The sequence below is a fragment of the Actinomycetospora flava genome, assembly GCF_037400335.1.
Lineage (GTDB): Bacteria > Actinomycetota > Actinomycetes > Mycobacteriales > Pseudonocardiaceae > Actinomycetospora > Actinomycetospora flava.
This window is the reverse complement of sequence record NZ_JBBEGM010000006.1, coordinates 180,648-196,764: the sequence shown is the minus strand read 5'-3', so window position 1 is coordinate 196,764 and position 16,117 is coordinate 180,648. Positions and strand designations below refer to the sequence as shown.

Below are 16,117 nucleotides of genomic sequence, written 5' to 3'. Positions count from 1 at the left end.
CATCATCACTCAGTGATGAGGAGGGCACGAAAAGTAGAGGCAATTACCCCTTCCCGGCTAACGTCATGCCTCGCGAGCCTGATGGTCCTGGTGGACAGTCGGCGCACCAGGAGGGCGGGGGTCGGTGAGGCGAGCACCGAGACTGATTCACGAGGTCCAGCGTCTGGGCCTCACGGTGTCGATTGCTGCCCTGCTCATCGTGCTGCTCGTCGTTTTCCGGCTGGTCTGGTCCGTGGCGGTGACGGCGCCGGCCGACCAGCGCCTCCAGGACGGGCTCCTCGCGCTCGAGGACTCCCACCAGGCGATGCTCGACATGGACGCTTCGCTGCGGGGCTACCTGGCGACCGGTGACCAGTTCTTCGCCGACAGCGCCACCGACGCCGCCCCGGCGCTCGCGGCGGCCGACAGCCAGATGGTCAACCTCCTCGAGGAGCCGCAGCTCCGCCAGGACGTGCTGGCCCTCCTGCTCGCCCAGCAGCGCTGGCGCACCGAGTGGGCCGACCAGGCGCGTCGCCTGCCGCCGCCCGGCGGCGCGGAGACCTTCCTCAAGCAGGGCACCGCGCTCTTCGACGACTACCGCGCCCGCAAGGACGCGACCCGGGTCGACGTCCTCGACGCCATCGAGACCGCCGACGCCAACGCGGTCGCGGCCCAGTGGGTCATCGGGGTGCTCATCGCGCTGATCGGCGTCGGCACGCTCGTCGTGGCCCTGCGCGGCCGCTCGCGCCTGCAGACCCACGTCGTCACCCCCGTCGACGGCCTGCTCGCCTCGGTGCGCGGGATCGGCGAGGGCCGGCTGTCGCCGCCGGAGCCCGTGACGGGGTCCGCCGAGCTGGTGGCGCTGCGCGACGGCCTCGCGGACATGACCGTCGCCCTGCGCCGGCAGCGGGAGGAGGCCGCGGCCCAGGCCGAGCGCCTGCAGTCCCAGACCGACCGGCTGCGCACCATCCTGATCATGACCCGCGAGATCGCGGGCTCCCTCAACACCCGCTACGTCATCGACTCCACGGTCCAGGCCGCGGTCGCGGTCACCGACGGACGCGTGCTGCTGTGGCTGCTCGAGGAGGACGGCAACGGCCTCGAGCTCGCCTACGACTCCGACCGCGGCGCGGTGTCGCCGATGGAGACCCACTGCAACCTCGGGGTCGGCGTCGTCGGGCGCTCGGCGCGCTACGGGCAGATCTCGCGCGGCGACCCCGACACCGGGGAGGACGCGGCGGTCGCGGTCCCGCTGGTCGTCGGTGCGCGCGTGATCGGCATCCTCGAGTGCTACGACTCGCCCGACGGCGAGGTCGACGGGCAGCGCCTGTCGGCGGTCGAGATGCTGGCGACGCTGTCCGGCTCGGCGATCGAGGCGAGCCGCCTGCACGCCGCCACCGAGCGTCTGTCGCAGTTCGACCCGCTCACCCAGCTCGCCAACCGCCGCCGGCTGGGGGCGGACCTGGATTCCGCGGTCGCCAACGCGAAGCGGCACTCGTCGCCGATGTCGGTGATCATGCTCGACCTCGACCACTTCAAGGAGCTCAACGACCGCTACGGCCACCAGCAGGGCGACGTGGTGCTCCAGGAGGTCGCCAGCACCCTGCGCACGGCCATGCGCGACGGCGAGACCGCCTACCGCTACGGCGGCGAGGAGTTCGCCATCCTCGTCACCCGTGGCGGGCCGGACGACGCGGCCAAGCTGGCCGAGCGCCTGCGCGTGCGCGTCGAGGAGGACTTCCGGCGCGGCGACAAGCAGCTGGTCACCGCCTCGTTCGGCGTCGCGGGGCTGCCCGAGCACGCCGGTGACGGCGAGGCCCTGCTCAGCGAGGCCGACCGCGCGCTGTACTCGGCGAAGAACGCCGGCCGCAACCGCGTGCACCGCGCGGGCGGGCTGGTGGACTAGCGGGTGTCGTCGGGCAGGCCGCGGCGGAAGTTGACGTAGGAGCGCGAGGGCGTCGGGCCCCGCTGGTCCTGGTAGCGCGACCCGTAGACCGGCGAGCCGTACGGGTGCTCGGCGGGCGACGAGAGCCGGAACAGGCAGAGCTGCCCGACCTTCATCCCGGGCCAGAGCCGGATGGGCAGGTTGGCCACGTTCGACAGCTCGAGCGTCACGTGGCCGGAGAACCCGGGGTCGATGAACCCGGCCGTCGAGTGGGTCAGCAGGCCCAGACGGCCCAGAGAGCTCTTCCCTTCGAGCCGGCCTGCGACGTCATCCGGCAGCGTGATGACCTCGTAGGTGGACCCGAGCACGAACTCGCCGGGGTGCAGCACGAACGCCTCGTCGCTCGCCGGCTCGACCATCCGCGTCAGGTCGTCCTGCTGCAGCGACGGGTCGATGTGCGTGTAGGCGTGGTTGTTGAACGTCCGGAAGTGCCGGTCGAGGCGCAGATCCACGCTCGAGGGCTGCAGCAGCGTCGCGTCGAACGGGTCGAGCCCGACGCGCCCGGCCGCGATCTCGGCGCGGATGTCGCGATCGGAGAGCAGCACGCGCGGACCCTATCGAGGCCGCGAACGGGGAGTTCGCGCGCCCGGAAGCAGCGAGCAGCTCGTTCGCCGCGATCACCCCGGGGCCGCCGGGCGCCGTGTGCGCCGACCCCGGAGACACGAACGGCGCTCTCGCTGCTTCGGTAGCAGCGAGAGCGCCGTTCGTTCGTCAGGCCGGCACCACGCCGGCGCCCGTCAGTTCTCCGACGGGTTCTGCACGTTGGCCGAGGTGGCCGCGGTGTCGGGGTCGGAGTCGCCCTCGTGGTCGGTCTCGGCGGTCGCGTCCGGGCGCCCGCGCTTGACGGCCGCGAGGAGCATCTGCGAGACGTCCATGACCTCGGTGCCGACGGCCTTCGACTCGCTCTGGCGCTCGGTGAGCCCGTCGGTGAGCATCACGCGGCAGAACGGGCAGCCGGTGGCGATCGTGTCGGTCTCGGTCTGGATGGCCTCGTCGACGCGCTCCATGTTGATGCGCTTGCCGATGTTCTCCTCCATCCACATCCGCGCGCCCCCGGCGCCGCAGCACAGGGCACGGTCGGCGTGGCGGGGCATCTCCTTGAGCTCGGCGCCCGCGGCCTCGACCAGCTCGCGCGGCGGGCTGTAGACCTCGTTGTGCCGGCCCAGGTAGCAGGGGTCGTGGTAGGTGACGGTCTTGCGGGCGCCACCGTTCGACCCCGCGTGCCCGTTCCCGTTCGACCCCGCGTGCCCGTTCGTCGACCCCTTCTCGGCGAGCGCGACCGCGGCGGGGGCGGCCTGGTCGCCGTCGTGGCCCGGCGTGCCGTGCCCGTTGGCGGGGATCAGGCCGCGCTCGGTGCCGTCGGAGTGCGGGCCGTGGTACTGGAGGCCCGTCACCGGGTTGATGTCGATCTTCTGCGCGCTCGGCACCGGCGAGGACTCCGGCGCCACCGGCACCAGCTTCTTCTCGCGGACGAGCTGGTTGAGCAGCTGGGTGTGGTGGACGACCTCGTAGTGCCCGTCGAGCTGCGGGTACTCGCGCCCGAGGGTGTTCATGCAGTGCGGGCAGGTGGTGACGATCTTGCGCGTCCCCGGCTCGCGGCCCTCGAAGACGGCGTCGAGCATCTCCTTGGTCTGCATGGCCATCATCTGGAAGAGGAACTCGTTGCCCGAGCGCCGCGCCGGGTCACCGGTGCAGCTCTCCTCCTTGCCCAGCACGACGTAGTTCACGTCGGCGATGTGCAGCAGCTCGGCGACGGCGCGCACCGTCTTCTTGGCGTTGTCGTCGAACGCGCCGGCGCAGCCGATGAAGAAGAGGTACTCGGTCTCCGGGGAGAGCTCGCCGTCGAACTCGGGCACGTCGAAGGGCAGGTCCTTCGCCCAGTCCATGCGCGACGAGTTGTTCTGGCCCCAGGGGTTGCCCTTGTTCTCCAGGTTGCGGAACAGGACGCCCAGCTCGGCCGGGAACTCCGACTCGATCATGACCTGGTTGCGGCGCATGTCGATGATGTGGTCGACGTGCTCGATGTCGACCGGGCACTGCTCGACGCAGGCGCCGCAGGTCGTGCACGACCACAGGACCTCGGGGTCGATGACGCCGAGCGCCTCGGCGGTGCCGACGAGCGGGCGCGAGGCCTGGGCGTCGTCACTGGCGGTGTGGCGCTCGAAGCCCGACTCCGGGACGTGCGCGTTCTCGTTCGGCCCGATGCCGGCGGGCGGCGACTCGGGGGTCTCCTTGCCGCCGATCATGTACGGCGCCTTCGCGAACATGTGGTCGCGCAGGTCCATGATCAGCAGCTTCGGCGACAGCGGCTTGCCGGTGTTCCACGCGGGGCACTGGCTCTGGCAGCGACCGCACTCGGTGCAGGTCGCGAAGTCGAGCATGCCCTTCCACGTGAAGTCCTCGATCTTGCCGCGACCGAATGAGGCCTCCTCGGGCGGATCCTCGAAGTCGATCGGCTTGCCGTCGTGCTCGATCGGCGGCACCGGGCCCAGCGCCTTCGGCAGACGCTTCGCCGAGACGTTGATCGGCGCGACGAAGATGTGCAGGTGCTTCGAGTAGAGCACCACGATGAGGAAGCCCAGCGCGACGCCGATGTGCAGCAGCAGGAAGACGGACTCGAGGACCTCGAGGACGCCGACCGGGATGCCGGAGAACAGCGCGCCGACCCCGATCGAGGCCCAGGCGCCGGAGTCGTAGGGGAAGTAGCCCAGCGCCGAGGACGCGCCGCGGAAGGCGAACAGCGTCCAGACGACGTTGAAGATCAGGAAGAGGATCAGCCAGGCGCCGCCGGTGTGGCTGCCGTAGAAGCGCGACGTGCGGGCGCGGCGCTCCGGCGCCTGCTGCACGCGCATGATCGCGAAGGCGATGATCGAGATCAGCACCATGATCGCGATGAAGTCCTGCAGGAAGCCCAGGACCGCCCAGCGCCCGATCAGCGGGATGTGGAAGTCCTCGACGAACAGGGCGCCGTAGGCCTCGATGTAGACCGTCAGCAGGATGATGAAGCCCCACATCGTGAAGAGGTGGGCGAGGCCGGGGATGGACCAGCGCAGCAGTTTGCGCTGCCCGAACACCTCCACGAACTGGGCGCGCACGCGGGCGCCGAGACCGTCGGCGCGCTTCGCGTCGGGCTGGCCGGAGGCGATCAGGGTGTAGAGCCACCATGCCCGGCGCGCGGCGACGACCGCCACGACCAGGGTCAGGGCAAGCCCCAGGACCAAACGGACGACCACGACGGGACCTCCCCGTGACCCGGGTCCGTGGTGGTGGACCCGGTGAGACAACGACTGCGTCGGCGGCACTGTAACCGCCGGTCGGGCCCTCGGCGCTGCGAAGGGTGACCGAAGCTACTCATCGGTAACCGGACACGGCCGGGTCGGGTCGATCTCGATCGGGCGATGCTTTGCGAATGTGAACGCGACCGCGCCACGCCGGAGCGTGATGACCGCCCGTGCCGTGTGGATCACGATAGGCTCTTCCGGACCAGGAGAGCGGGTCCTCATGACCCGCCGGTCGCGGAGGGTCGACGATGCGAGCACGCCTGTGGGGGAGGGCGTGGGAAGCGGGTGCCCGACGGCCGTCGGGGGGTGTGACGACCCCGGCGCCAGGGTTGTTGGATTCCCTGCAGGCGCCGTGTTTACTCGACCGGTCGAGAACGGCGTCCGGCACATCGACCAGCACGTTCGCGGGAGGACCGCCATGACCGTCACGTTCCTCGGCGCCGACCTGGTCGCGCAGGCCCCGGGGACCGGCGGGCTCCAGGGCTGGATCCAGGACAACATCGTCCCGCTGATCCTCCTGGGCATCGCGATCATCATGTTGTGGATCGGTGGGCGCGGCGACAACGCCGGCGTCGCCCGCCGCAGCATCGGTCTGATCATCGGGCTGGTCGCCCTCGGCATCGCCCTCACGCCTGGTGCGGGTGCGCGTGTCGGTGCGTTCTTCGCCCAGCTCATCACGGGGTGACGCGGGTGCACATCCGCACCGACGACGAGGTGTACCGCGTCGACGCCGTCTGGCTGGGGCCGCCGCGCGCGACGTTCCCCTGGCGCGCCCGCTACTCCGCCTACGGGGTCGGGCTGATCGTGATGCTCGTGGTGATGTTCGTGCAGCGCCGCCTCGGCATCGACCTCGGCTTTTTCTCGGTCGCGTGGGCGCTGCTGATCACCGTCGGGATCACCCGGTTCGTGTCGCGGCGCATCAACGACGAGCGCCCGCTGCTGGAGTGGCTGACGCTGTTCGTCCACGAGCTGCGCGGGCCCCGGGTGAGCCGGCGCGTCACCGGAGGGGCCCTGACCACCGGACACGTGCGGGTGCACCGCGACCGCCCCAGGCTCAGCGGCGCGCCCACCGCCGTCGCCCTCCCGCGCGGCAGCGACCGCACGGAGAAGGCGGCGACGGAACCCGCGCGCCCGGTCGCGGTCGACCCCGCCGAGGACGCCGCCTGGGGCCCGCCGCCCCGCGACGACGAGGTGCCCGCCGCCACGCCGGTCGTGGAGACCCCGGAGAAGGCTGCGGAGCCGGAGCCGGAGAAGGCTGCGGAGCCGGAGCCGGTCGCGGAGGCCCCGGAGGATCTCACGCCCACCGTGCGCAAGGCCGGTCCCTCGCACGCGCGCGCCGCGCGCCGGCACGACCGCGAGGACGGCCCCCGGCGCGCGAGCTCGTCGGGCGTCCGCCGGCGTGCCCGTCCCGCGAAGGCCCGGACGGCCGACGCCGACTTCGGCCCGCCGTCGAGCGCGGACGTCGGCGACGCCGTGGCCCCGCCCGCCACCGGCGGCACCGACAAGCCCGCCGAGCTGCCCCCCGTCCCGGATCAGCGCGCGGGCGACGCGGCGATGGCGGCCTGGACCGGCGCGCGGACCGGGCGGCGCGAGGCCGTGCCGGCGCGCCGCGCGGGGTCCGTGATCCGCAAGGCCGTGCCCGACCCCGACCCGGACCGCACCCAGCGCCGTCCCGTGCGCCCGCGGCGGCGCCCGGGCTGGCCGATGTCGAACGAACCGGCGCCCCCGACCGACGCGGCCGCCCCGGCGGCGCCGTTCGGACCGGGCACGCGCGGTGACCGACGAGGAGACCCCGGTGCTGCGCCGCGGTAGGTCCCGGCGCGCACTCGACCGCGGTGGCGCGGACTCCCCACCCGAGGCCCTCGAGGCCGGCAGCAGCTCGAGCGGCCTGCGCCCGGCCCGCGCGAACGGCCACGGCCAGAACGGGCACGGCGCGCGGCGCGGTCGCTCGCTGGTCGGCGAGTCGCCGGCGGCGGGCTACCGGCCCGCGATCTCGCTGCGCGCCATCGACGGCAACCTCGCGCGCACGGCGTCGGCCGTCACCGCCTGGTACCGCCTGGCCCCGCAGCCGTGGAGCTTCCGCAGCGACACCCAGCGCGAGACGCTCATCCGCCAGATCGCGACCCAGCTCGGCGAGCTGCAGGGCCGGTGGCTGCACGTGCGGGTCACCTCGCGGCCCTACCCGGTGGCGCTGTGGGCCGAGACGTTCGACCACAACGCGCCCGGCCGGCTGCCCGACGTCTCCGGCGCGCTGAGCTGGGAGAGCTTCCTCGAGGGCGAGCAGCGCCACCTCATGGGGCTGTCGATGTCCGACAAGGAGGTGTTCCTCGGGGTCGAGGTCTCCGGGCGCTCGGTGGTCGACCGCTGGCTCGAGGGCGCCGCGCCGGTGCTGGGCCGTCTCGTGCCGTCGGCGGCGACCGCGGAGCTGGCGGCGCTCGAGTCCGAGATCGCGCACGTCGAGGCGCTCGTCTCGCGGGCGGGGCTGGACGCGGTGCCCGCGACCGCCGAGGACATGGCCTGGCTGATGCACCGCTCGTGCTCGCTGGGCCTGCCCGCGCCGCGCACGGTGGCGCCGGCGTCGGGCGAGCGCTGGGAGGCCGAGGACCTCGCGGCGTTCACCGACGGCGTCGCCCTGCAGCAGGAGCCGTACGCCCCGACCGTGCAGGTGCTCGGGCGCTTCGGCACCCAGCCGGTGCAGCGCCACGTCGCGGTGCTGTCGGTGGGCCTCATGGACGCGCTGCGCATCCCCGAGGCCGACGACCCGTGGATGCAGCGCAGCGACCGCCTGCCCTTCCCCGTCGAGTGGTCGGCGCGGATCTACGTGCGCCGCCCCGAGGAGGTCTCGGGCGAGCTGCAGCGCCAGATGGGCAAGGTGCGCAGCCAGATCCGGCACTACACGCACGACCACGACCTCGACCCCCCGATGTCGCTCGCGCGCCAGGCCGACCGGGTGCTGCAGATCGAGGACGAGCTCTCCGGCGGGCTCACGCAGCTCAACACCCGGGTGTACGGGTGGTGGCGGGTCGCGGTGTCGGGGCGCGACGAGGGCGAGGCGCTGACCCGCGCCCAGCAGGTGCTCGACCTCTACCGCCCGCGGGTCGCGATGGAGCACCCCGAGGCCCAGTACGCCTACGCGCGCGAGTTCATCCCCGGCGAGCCGCTCGCGTCCACGGCCTACCGCCGCCGCGGCTCGGTGACCTGGGTGGCGGCCGGGGTGCCCGCGGCGTCGGCGTCGGTCGGCGACCGGCGCGGCATCATGATCGGCGAGACGTGCACGGCCACCCGCCGCCCCGTGGCGTGGGACCCGTGGATGGCGCAGGAGGTCCGGCGCGCCTCGGGGCTCACCGCCGTGGTGGGTGGTCTCGGCTCCGGCAAGTCGTTCCTGACCGGACTGCTCGTCTACAAGACGCTGCGCGCCGGCGCCCGCTGGACGGTGCTCGACCCGTCCGGCCCGCTGGCCGAGCTGACCAAGCTCCCCGAGCTCGCCCCGTTCTCGCGGCACATCCACCTGCTGGGCGCCGACCCCGGCATCCTCAACCCGTACCGGGTGGTGGCCGAACCCCGGCGCGACCACTTCCTCGACGAGGACGACCCGGACAAGGCCTGGCGCCGCGAGCGCTCGCTGGCCGCCGCGACCCGGCGCCGCCTCGTGCTCGACGTCCTCACCGGCCTGCTGCCCTTCGACGTGGCGCGCCTGCCCCACACCCGGATCGTGCTGCTGCGCGCGGTCCGCGAGGTCGGGGGCGCCCCCGACCGCGACCCCGGGCAGGTCATCGCCGTGCTGCGCCGGCACGCGCGCGAGGGCGAGGAGCACGCCGACGTCGTCGCCGACTTCCTCGAGGAGCGCCGCGAGCTGCCCCAGGCCGCGCTGCTGTTCCCCGACCGCAACACGGACCCGCGCGACGACCCCTGGCAGGGCGAGGAGAACTACCGCCTCACCGTGCTGACCATGCAGGGGATGTCCCTGCCGCGCCCCGGCAGCCCTCGTGAGGAGTGGACCGACGGCGAGTCGCTGGCGGTCGAGCTGCTCAACCTCGCGTCCTGGCTGACGCAGCGCACGATCTACACCGCCGACCGGAACCTGCGGAAGGGCGTGGCGCTCGACGAGACGCACTTCCTCTCGCAGATCCCGACCGGCAAGGTGCTCATCGACCGCCTCGCCCGCGACTCCCGCAAGTTCAACGTCCGCGCGCTGTTCGCCTCCCAGCTCGCGGGCGACCTGCTGCGCGTGCCGGGGTTCGCGTCGCTGGTCAACGCGGTGTTCGTCGGCCGCACCGACGACGAGGAGGCGCAGGCCGAGGCGCTGCGCCTGCTGCGCGTGCCCACCGACGTCGGCTACGAGGAGATGCTCGGCACCCTCTCGCCGCGGCCCCGCCACGACGACCGGCCCGACGACACCCCGCGCCAGTTCGTCTTCGCCGACGGGCACGGCGGCGTCGAGAAGATCCGGATCGATCTCGAGGGACCGCACCTCGAGCACCTGCGCGAGACGCTGGACACCAACCCCGACGCGCGCCGGGTCCGGCCGCTGCCGGCGGCGCCGTCCGGCCCCTCCGCACCCCCCGAGACCGACGCCGAGCGCACCGGCCCGGTGCCGATCGTGCCCGCGAGCGGCCCGCTGCCCACGACACCCGGCGCGCCCCAGGGCCCGGCCCGCCCGGCGCCCCCGCGCGCGCCCGCCGGCACCGCCCGCGTGTCGCCCGTGACGCCGTCGCGGGACCCGCTGGTCGAGCGCACGGTCGTCGAGGGCACCGTGCTGGACGAGCGGTCGGACGCGCAGGAGATCGAGGGGCCGGCCCTCGACGCGCGCCTCGACGACCTGGTGCCCGACCTCGACGACGACCTCGGTGGCCCCGCCGTCGCCGACCCGCCCCCCGTCGGCGACGACGAGTGGGCCGAGGCGTGGGTCATGGACGAGACCACCGGCGAGGACGCCGCGACGGGCGACGCGGTGGGCGAGCTCGCCGACCTCGCCGACCAGGCCACCGTCACCACCGCCGCCGACCGGAACCCGGGCTGGCGCGCGGGCAGCGAGGTGCAGGACCCGGGCCGGTGGGCGAGCGCCGGCCGCCGCGGCCCGGGGACACCGGGGTGACGCTCGCCGTCGCGATCCTCGTCGCCGCCCTCGTCGTGGGGTGGCGACGGTCCCGGCGCGCGCAGGGGTCACCGGGGAGGAGCGAGGGACTCCTCGGCCGCCTCCGACGCAGCCAGGGCGTCCCTCGCTCCACCCCCTCGCGCGGGCGCCGCCGGGCGACGGTCGTCGTGATGTCGCTGATCACCGGGCTCGTGCTGTTCGCGCTCCCGGCGTCGGCGGCCCCGCTGGACTGCAAGGCCCCGCCGGACCCGGACCGTCCGGGCACGGGGCTCGTCGGTTCGCTCGACCCCGCCCCGCTCGGGGTCGGCGCGCCGGGCAGCGTCTACCACGAGGTCGGCTACGCCGGGCAGATCTGGTGGACCTACGACCTCGGCTGCGGCCCCGGCGCCGCCCGGGACCCCGCGGCGGCCACCGACACGTGGCTGGGCAACCAGTTCTTCAACCTCGCCAAGCTCGTCGTCGGCGGCGTGAACTGGGCGCACTACCTCATCGAGCGCGGCTCCGGGCTCCTCTCGCCGCTCGACGGGATCGTGCAGGCCGGCACGGCGGCGATGTACAACGCGGTGTTCACGACGTGGATCGGCGTCGCGCTCATCGTGCTCGCGGCGATCCTGCTGGTGCTCGCCATGCGCGGCGACCTGTCGCGCCAGGCCCAGCGCGCGGGGATCGCGGTGATCGCCCTGGCGATCGCGGCGGCGGCGTACGCCGCGCCGGTGCGCTGGTCGAGCGTGCTCGACGGGGTGCTGCTCGACGGCGTCACCGCGATGCAGCGCGGGTTCCTCTCGCAGGTCGGGGTCGGCGACGCGAACACGCTGCCGACCGTGCTCACCGACCAGATCGTCTACAACAACTGGCTGCGCGGGGAGTTCGGGTCCGCGGACGTGCCCCAGGCCCGCGACATGGGCCGGGAGCTGCTGCGGGCGCAGACGTTCACCAAGCAGGAGATCGCGGACGGGCAGGACAACCAGGCGACCGCCGACGCGAAGAAGCAGGCGTTCACCGCCGTCGCCGACCGCGCCGGCGACCGGTACAGCTACTTCCAGGGCCGGCAGGGCTCGCGCACCGGCGCGGGGATGCTCGCGCTGATCCAGGCCGTGTGCATCGGGCTGTTCCAGCTGATGAGCAAGCTGCTCATCCTCGTCTCGATGCTGATCATCCGGTTGCTCGTGATGATCGCCCCGGCGCTCGCCGTGGTGGCCCTGCTCAAGCCCGAGGTGCTGCCCGCGATGCTGCGGATCGGCGGGGCGGCGCTGGTGAACACCCTGCTCGTCGGCGCCATGGCCGGGCTGCACTCGCTCATGGTCATCGCGCTGTTCCGCCCCGGGGCCGGGGTGGACACGTGGCTCGCGCTGCTGGTCACGGGTGTCGTGACGATCGTGCTGTGGGCGCTGGCGAGACCGTTCCGGCGACTGGCGGCGATGGTCTCGCTGACCCGCGACCAGATGAGCGGCGTCCTGCCGCCCGCCGGCAGCGGCATGTTCTCGCGGTTCCTGCCGCGCTCGCCCGCGCGCCAGGACGACTGGTGGTCCGAGCGCCGTGACGCCGCGGGCGAGGGCGACGGCTGGCGCCCGGAGGGCAGCACGCCCTCGCGCACCGACCCCACGGTGGCGGCGTCCGTCGCCGACCCCGCGGCGCCGGTGCGCGTCGACAGCGAGCGGGTGGGCACGCGCGCGGGCGGCTCCCCCGGCCACGACGCGGACCCGGCGGCCGCCCTGGCCTCGCGCACCGCCGCGCAGCGCGCGCTGCCCCGCGGCGCCGGCGCCGTGCCCGGGGGCAGCCCGCGCGGCGACCGTGACGCGACCCCCGCCCGCGCCCAGATCAGCGACGCCGACCGCAGCCTCTACCGCAGCGTCGCCGCGCGGACCGGGGAGGCCGGGGGGTCCGACGGCCTGCGCCGCCCGGTCCAGGCCGAGCTGGTCGACGGCGCCCCGGTCTACCGGATCTACCGCCCCAGCCGCCCGATCGGTGCCGGGTCGTCGCGCCGCTCGTCGCGGTCGGCCCCCGCCCCGCGCTCCGCCGGCGAGGGAGGCGCAGGTGCCGATCCGGACTAGGCGCGGACGCGCGGCGGCCTACCGGGCGCTGTGGGAGTGGCCGCTGCACTCCCCGGCGCGGTTGTTCCTCGTGGTGGTCGTCGTCATCGCGCTCGCCGTGGGCCTGTCGTACCTCAGCGGCTCGCTGGGCGGCCCGGGCCACGACACGGGGCGCGCCCTCGGGCCGGCGCCCTCGGCGTCGCCCGGCACCGCCACCGCGGCGCCCGGGCAGCCGACGGTCACCGAGCTGCGCCCGCAGAGCCTGCCGCTCAGCGCCGCGCCGCCGGTGGCGCTGGCGGTCGCGGAGCGCTGGACGCAGGCGTGGGCCACGCACCCGCCGGGCACGACGCCCGCACAGTGGAGCGCGGGGCTCGCGCCGTACACGACCGACGAGTACCTGGCGGTGCTCGCCTCGGTGGACCCGGCGAACGTGCCGGGCACGCGCGTCACCGGCCCGCCGCAGGCCGTCGACGTGCGCCCGGAGGCCGTGCGCGTCCAGGTGCCCACCGACGCGGTGCGCCTCGAGCTCCTCCTCGTGCAGGTCGGGCCGGGTGACTGGCGCGTCTCGGGCTACGACCGGGCGTCCTGACCCGTGATCACGCCGCCCCGGCTGCCGCCCGGCTTCCGCATCCTGCGCCTGCTGCTGCCGGTGGCGGGGCTCGCCGCGTTCATGGTCGTCGTGCTCGCGGGCGGGCTGCTCGTCGCCAACCAGTTCGTGCCCGGGCTCGGGGAGGACGCGGGGAGCACGAGCTGCGAGGCCGGGACGGGCACGGGGCCGTCGACCGACGCCCCGCAGACCTCCGCCGAGCTCAACGAGGTGCAGCGCCGGACCGCCGCGACGATCATCGGCGTCGCCAAGGGCATGAACGTGCCGCCGCGGGGCTGGATCGTCGCCCTCGCCACGGCCATGCAGGAGTCCCAGATGGGGACCGTCGGCATGGACGTCGCCGTCGACCACGACTCGCTGGGCGTGTTCCAGCAGCGCCCGAGCCAGGGGTGGGGCTCGCCCGCGCAGGTCCGCGACCCCGTCTACGCGACGCGCACGTTCCTCGAGCGCCTGCTCACCGTGCCCGGCTGGGACACGATGCCCGTCACGCAGGCGGCGCAGATCGTGCAGCGCTCGGCGTTCCCGAACGCCTACGCGAAGTGGGAGTCGCTGGCCAACAGCCTCGTCACCGACCTCGCGGGCGTCGCCGGCGCCATCCAGGAATGCGTGCCCGCGGACGAGGCGTCGGGCGGCGTCGCGGCCGCGCTCCCGCCGGGCGTGGCGCGCACGGCCATCGAGTTCGCCACCGCCGAGACCGGCAAGCCCTACGTCTGGGGCGCCACCGGACCGAGCAGCTACGACTGCTCCGGGCTCATGCTGCGCGCCTACCAGCGCGCGGGGATCGTCATCCCGCGCGTCTCGCGGGACCAGTACAACGCGGGCGCCCACGTGCCCGTGGAGCAGGCGCAGCCCGGTGACCTGCTGTTCTGGGCGTACGACGAGTCGGACCCGGACACCATCCACCACGTCGCGATGTACCTCGGGAACGGGCAGATGATGGAGGCCCAGCAGACGGGCGTGCCGCTGGGCACCCGGGCCGTGAAGTGGGACGAGGGCGAGCTCCTGCCGCTCGCCACCCGCCCGGGCACCGGCTCCGACCGGGCCTGAGCGACTTTCTCCGGCGAAGTTGAGCGTGCCGGGAACAAGTCCGTGACATGCTCCGTTGGGCCGAGTGACACACTTGAGCGCGACGGACTCAGGTCAGGTTTGCGAGGATGGACTCGCAGGCAAATACTTGAGCGCAGAGCACTCAACGACACCCCGGAATCCACGGGTCTCGAGAGGAGACACGAGCATGGCGCGAGCGGTCGGCATCGACCTCGGCACGACCAACTCCGTGGTCGCCGTCCTGGAGGGCGGCGAGCCGACGGTCATCGCGAACTCGGAGGGCAGCCGCACCACCCCGTCGGTGGTCGCGTTCGCCCGCAACGGCGACGTCCTGGTCGGCCAGTCGGCCAAGAACCAGGCGGTGACCAACGTCGACCGCACCATCCGGTCGGTCAAGCGCCACATGGGCACCGACTGGTCGGTCGAGATCGACGACAAGAAGTACACCGCGCAGGAGATCAGCGCCCGCACGCTGCAGAAGCTCAAGCGCGACGCCGAGGCCTACCTGGGCGAGGAGGTCACCGACGCGGTGATCACCGTCCCGGCCTACTTCGAGGACGCGCAGCGGCAGGCCACCAAGGAGGCCGGCCAGATCGCGGGGCTCAACGTCCTGCGCATCGTCAACGAGCCCACGGCCGCCGCGCTCGCGTACGGCCTCGAGAAGGGCGACGACGACCAGACGATCCTCGTCTTCGACCTCGGTGGCGGCACGTTCGACGTGTCCCTGCTCGAGATCGGCGACGGCGTGGTCGAGGTGAAGGCCACCAACGGCGACAACAACCTCGGCGGCGACGACTGGGACGAGCGGATCATCAGCTGGCTCGTCGACAAGTTCAAGAGCTCGCAGGGCATCGACCTGTCCAAGGACAAGATGGCGATGCAGCGCCTGCGCGAGGCGGCGGAGAAGGCCAAGATCGAGCTCTCCAGCTCCTCCAGCGCCGGCATTAACCTGCCCTACATCACGGTCGACGCCGAGAAGAACCCGCTGTTCCTCGACGAGACGCTCTCGCGCGCCGAGTTCCAGCGGATCACCTCCGACCTGCTCGACCGCTGCCGCAAGCCCTTCAACCAGGTGATCAAGGACGCGGGCATCTCCGTGGGCCAGATCAACCACGTCGTGCTGGTCGGTGGTTCGACCCGCATGCCCGCGGTGCACGACCTGGTCAAGGAGCTCACCGGCGGCAAGGAGCCGAACAAGGGCGTCAACCCCGACGAGGTCGTCGCCGTCGGCGCCACCCTGCAGGCCGGCGTCCTGCGCGGTGACGTCAAGGACGTCCTGCTGCTCGACGTCACCCCGCTGTCCCTCGGCATCGAGACCAAGGGCGGCGTGATGACGCGGCTCATCGAGAAGAACACGACGATCCCGACCAAGAAGTCCGAGGTCTTCACGACGGCCGAGAACAACCAGCCGTCGGTCCAGATCCAGGTCTTCCAGGGTGAGCGCGAGATCGCGGCCTACAACAAGAAGCTCGGCATGTTCGAGCTCACCGACCTGCCGCCCGCCCCGCAGGGCGTGCCGCAGATCGAGGTCAGCTTCGACATCGACGCCAACGGCATCGTCAACGTCTCGGCGGTCGACAAGGGCACCGGCAAGTCCCAGCAGATGACCATCACCGGCGGCTCGGCCCTCTCGAAGGACGAGATCGACCGCATGGTCCAGGACGCCGAGGCCCACGCCGACGAGGACCGCAAGCGCCGCGAGGCCGCGGAGACCCGCAACCAGGCCGAGACGCTGGTCTACCAGACCGAGAAGTTCATCACCGACAACGACGAGAAGCTCCCGTCGGACGTCAAGGAGAAGGTCCAGGGCTCGATCGGCGAGCTCAAGGAGGCCCTCAAGGGTGAGGACACCGAGGCCATCAAGGCGGCCTCGGAGAAGGTCGCCACCGAGTCGCAGGAGCTCGGCCAGGCGCTCTACGCCCAGCAGCAGTCCGAGGGCGGCGCGGCCGCCGGTGGCGCGGCCGGTGCCGGAGAGGCCGGGGCTTCCGCGCAGGCGGACGACGTGGTCGACGCCGAGATCGTCGACGACGAGAAGGACAAGAAGGACTGACCCGATCCGGCGGGGCCGCGACACGGTACGCGGCCCCGCCGGTCGGTTCGTCCCCGTCCACCCAGCTCCCGACCACACGTCCC

General features: G+C 73.3%; 10 protein-coding genes. 8 read left to right on the top strand and 2 right to left on the bottom strand.

The window, feature by feature from the left end; translation table 11 throughout:
• Positions 1-175: 175 nt before the first annotated feature.
• Positions 176-1,885 (top strand): diguanylate cyclase domain-containing protein, encoded by a 1,710-nt coding sequence (locus WCD58_RS16155; protein WP_337704082.1) that lies wholly within the window; start codon positions 176-178, stop codon positions 1,883-1,885.
• On the opposite strand, the gene dcd is transcribed toward WCD58_RS16155, so the two are convergent.
• Both dcd and WCD58_RS16145 read right to left on the bottom strand, forming a co-directional pair.
• Positions 1,882-2,469, bottom strand: a complete 588-nt coding sequence (gene dcd / locus WCD58_RS16150) for a dCTP deaminase (protein WP_337704081.1) — start codon at positions 2,467-2,469, stop codon at positions 1,882-1,884. The two genes, WCD58_RS16155 and dcd, sit on opposite strands and share 4 nt — an antisense overlap.
• Before the next feature lie 192 nt (positions 2,470-2,661).
• A complete protein-coding gene (locus tag WCD58_RS16145) occupies positions 2,662-5,157 on the bottom strand; it encodes a heterodisulfide reductase-related iron-sulfur binding cluster (protein WP_337704080.1) in 2,496 nt (831 codons plus the stop codon).
• 466 nt (positions 5,158-5,623) lie between these two features.
• Here WCD58_RS16145 and WCD58_RS16140 point away from each other — a divergent pair, with 466 nt between their 5' ends.
• The 7 genes from WCD58_RS16140 (at position 5,624) to dnaK (ending at position 16,034) form a co-directional block, all read left to right on the top strand.
• Positions 5,624-5,890, top strand: a complete 267-nt coding sequence (locus tag WCD58_RS16140; protein ID WP_337704079.1) for a hypothetical protein — start codon at positions 5,624-5,626, stop codon at positions 5,888-5,890.
• Positions 5,891-5,895: 5 nt separating this feature from the next.
• A complete protein-coding gene (locus WCD58_RS16135) occupies positions 5,896-7,017 on the top strand; it encodes a hypothetical protein (RefSeq protein WP_337704078.1) in 1,122 nt (373 codons plus the stop codon).
• 76 nt (positions 7,018-7,093) lie between these two features.
• Positions 7,094-10,300: an ATP-binding protein gene (locus WCD58_RS16130; RefSeq protein ID WP_337704257.1), complete on the top strand. Its 3,207-nt coding sequence runs from the start codon at positions 7,094-7,096 to the stop codon at positions 10,298-10,300.
• The gene (locus WCD58_RS16125) at positions 10,258-12,351 is read left to right on the top strand and encodes a hypothetical protein (RefSeq protein ID WP_337704077.1); all 2,094 of its coding nucleotides are present in this window, start codon (positions 10,258-10,260) and stop codon (positions 12,349-12,351) included. Before WCD58_RS16130 ends, WCD58_RS16125 begins: the two co-directional genes overlap by 43 nt.
• Positions 12,335-12,919 carry a hypothetical protein gene (locus WCD58_RS16120; protein WP_337704076.1) on the top strand — a complete coding sequence of 195 codons (585 nt, stop codon included), beginning with the start codon at positions 12,335-12,337 and terminating at the stop codon, positions 12,917-12,919. The genes WCD58_RS16125 and WCD58_RS16120 overlap by 17 nt, the downstream gene beginning before the upstream one ends.
• 81 nt (positions 12,920-13,000) lie before the next feature.
• The gene (locus tag WCD58_RS16115) at positions 13,001-13,984 is read left to right on the top strand and encodes a C40 family peptidase (protein ID WP_444876321.1); all 984 of its coding nucleotides are present in this window, start codon (positions 13,001-13,003) and stop codon (positions 13,982-13,984) included.
• A gap of 187 nt (positions 13,985-14,171) precedes the next feature.
• Positions 14,172-16,034 (top strand): molecular chaperone DnaK, encoded by a 1,863-nt coding sequence (gene dnaK / locus WCD58_RS16110; protein ID WP_337704074.1) that lies wholly within the window; start codon positions 14,172-14,174, stop codon positions 16,032-16,034.
• The last annotated feature ends 83 nt before the right edge of the window (positions 16,035-16,117 follow it).

What these genes read in the sequence shown, in the direction of transcription:
- dnaK (WP_337704074.1), top strand. Translation starts at nt 14,172, where the DNA reads ATGGCGCGAGCGGTCGGCATCGACCTCGGCACGACCAACTCCGTGGTC.
- WCD58_RS16115 (WP_444876321.1), top strand. Translation starts at nt 13,001, where the DNA reads ATGGTCGTCGTGCTCGCGGGCGGGCTGCTCGTCGCCAACCAGTTCGTG.
- WCD58_RS16140 (WP_337704079.1), top strand. Translation starts at nt 5,624, where the DNA reads ATGACCGTCACGTTCCTCGGCGCCGACCTGGTCGCGCAGGCCCCGGGG.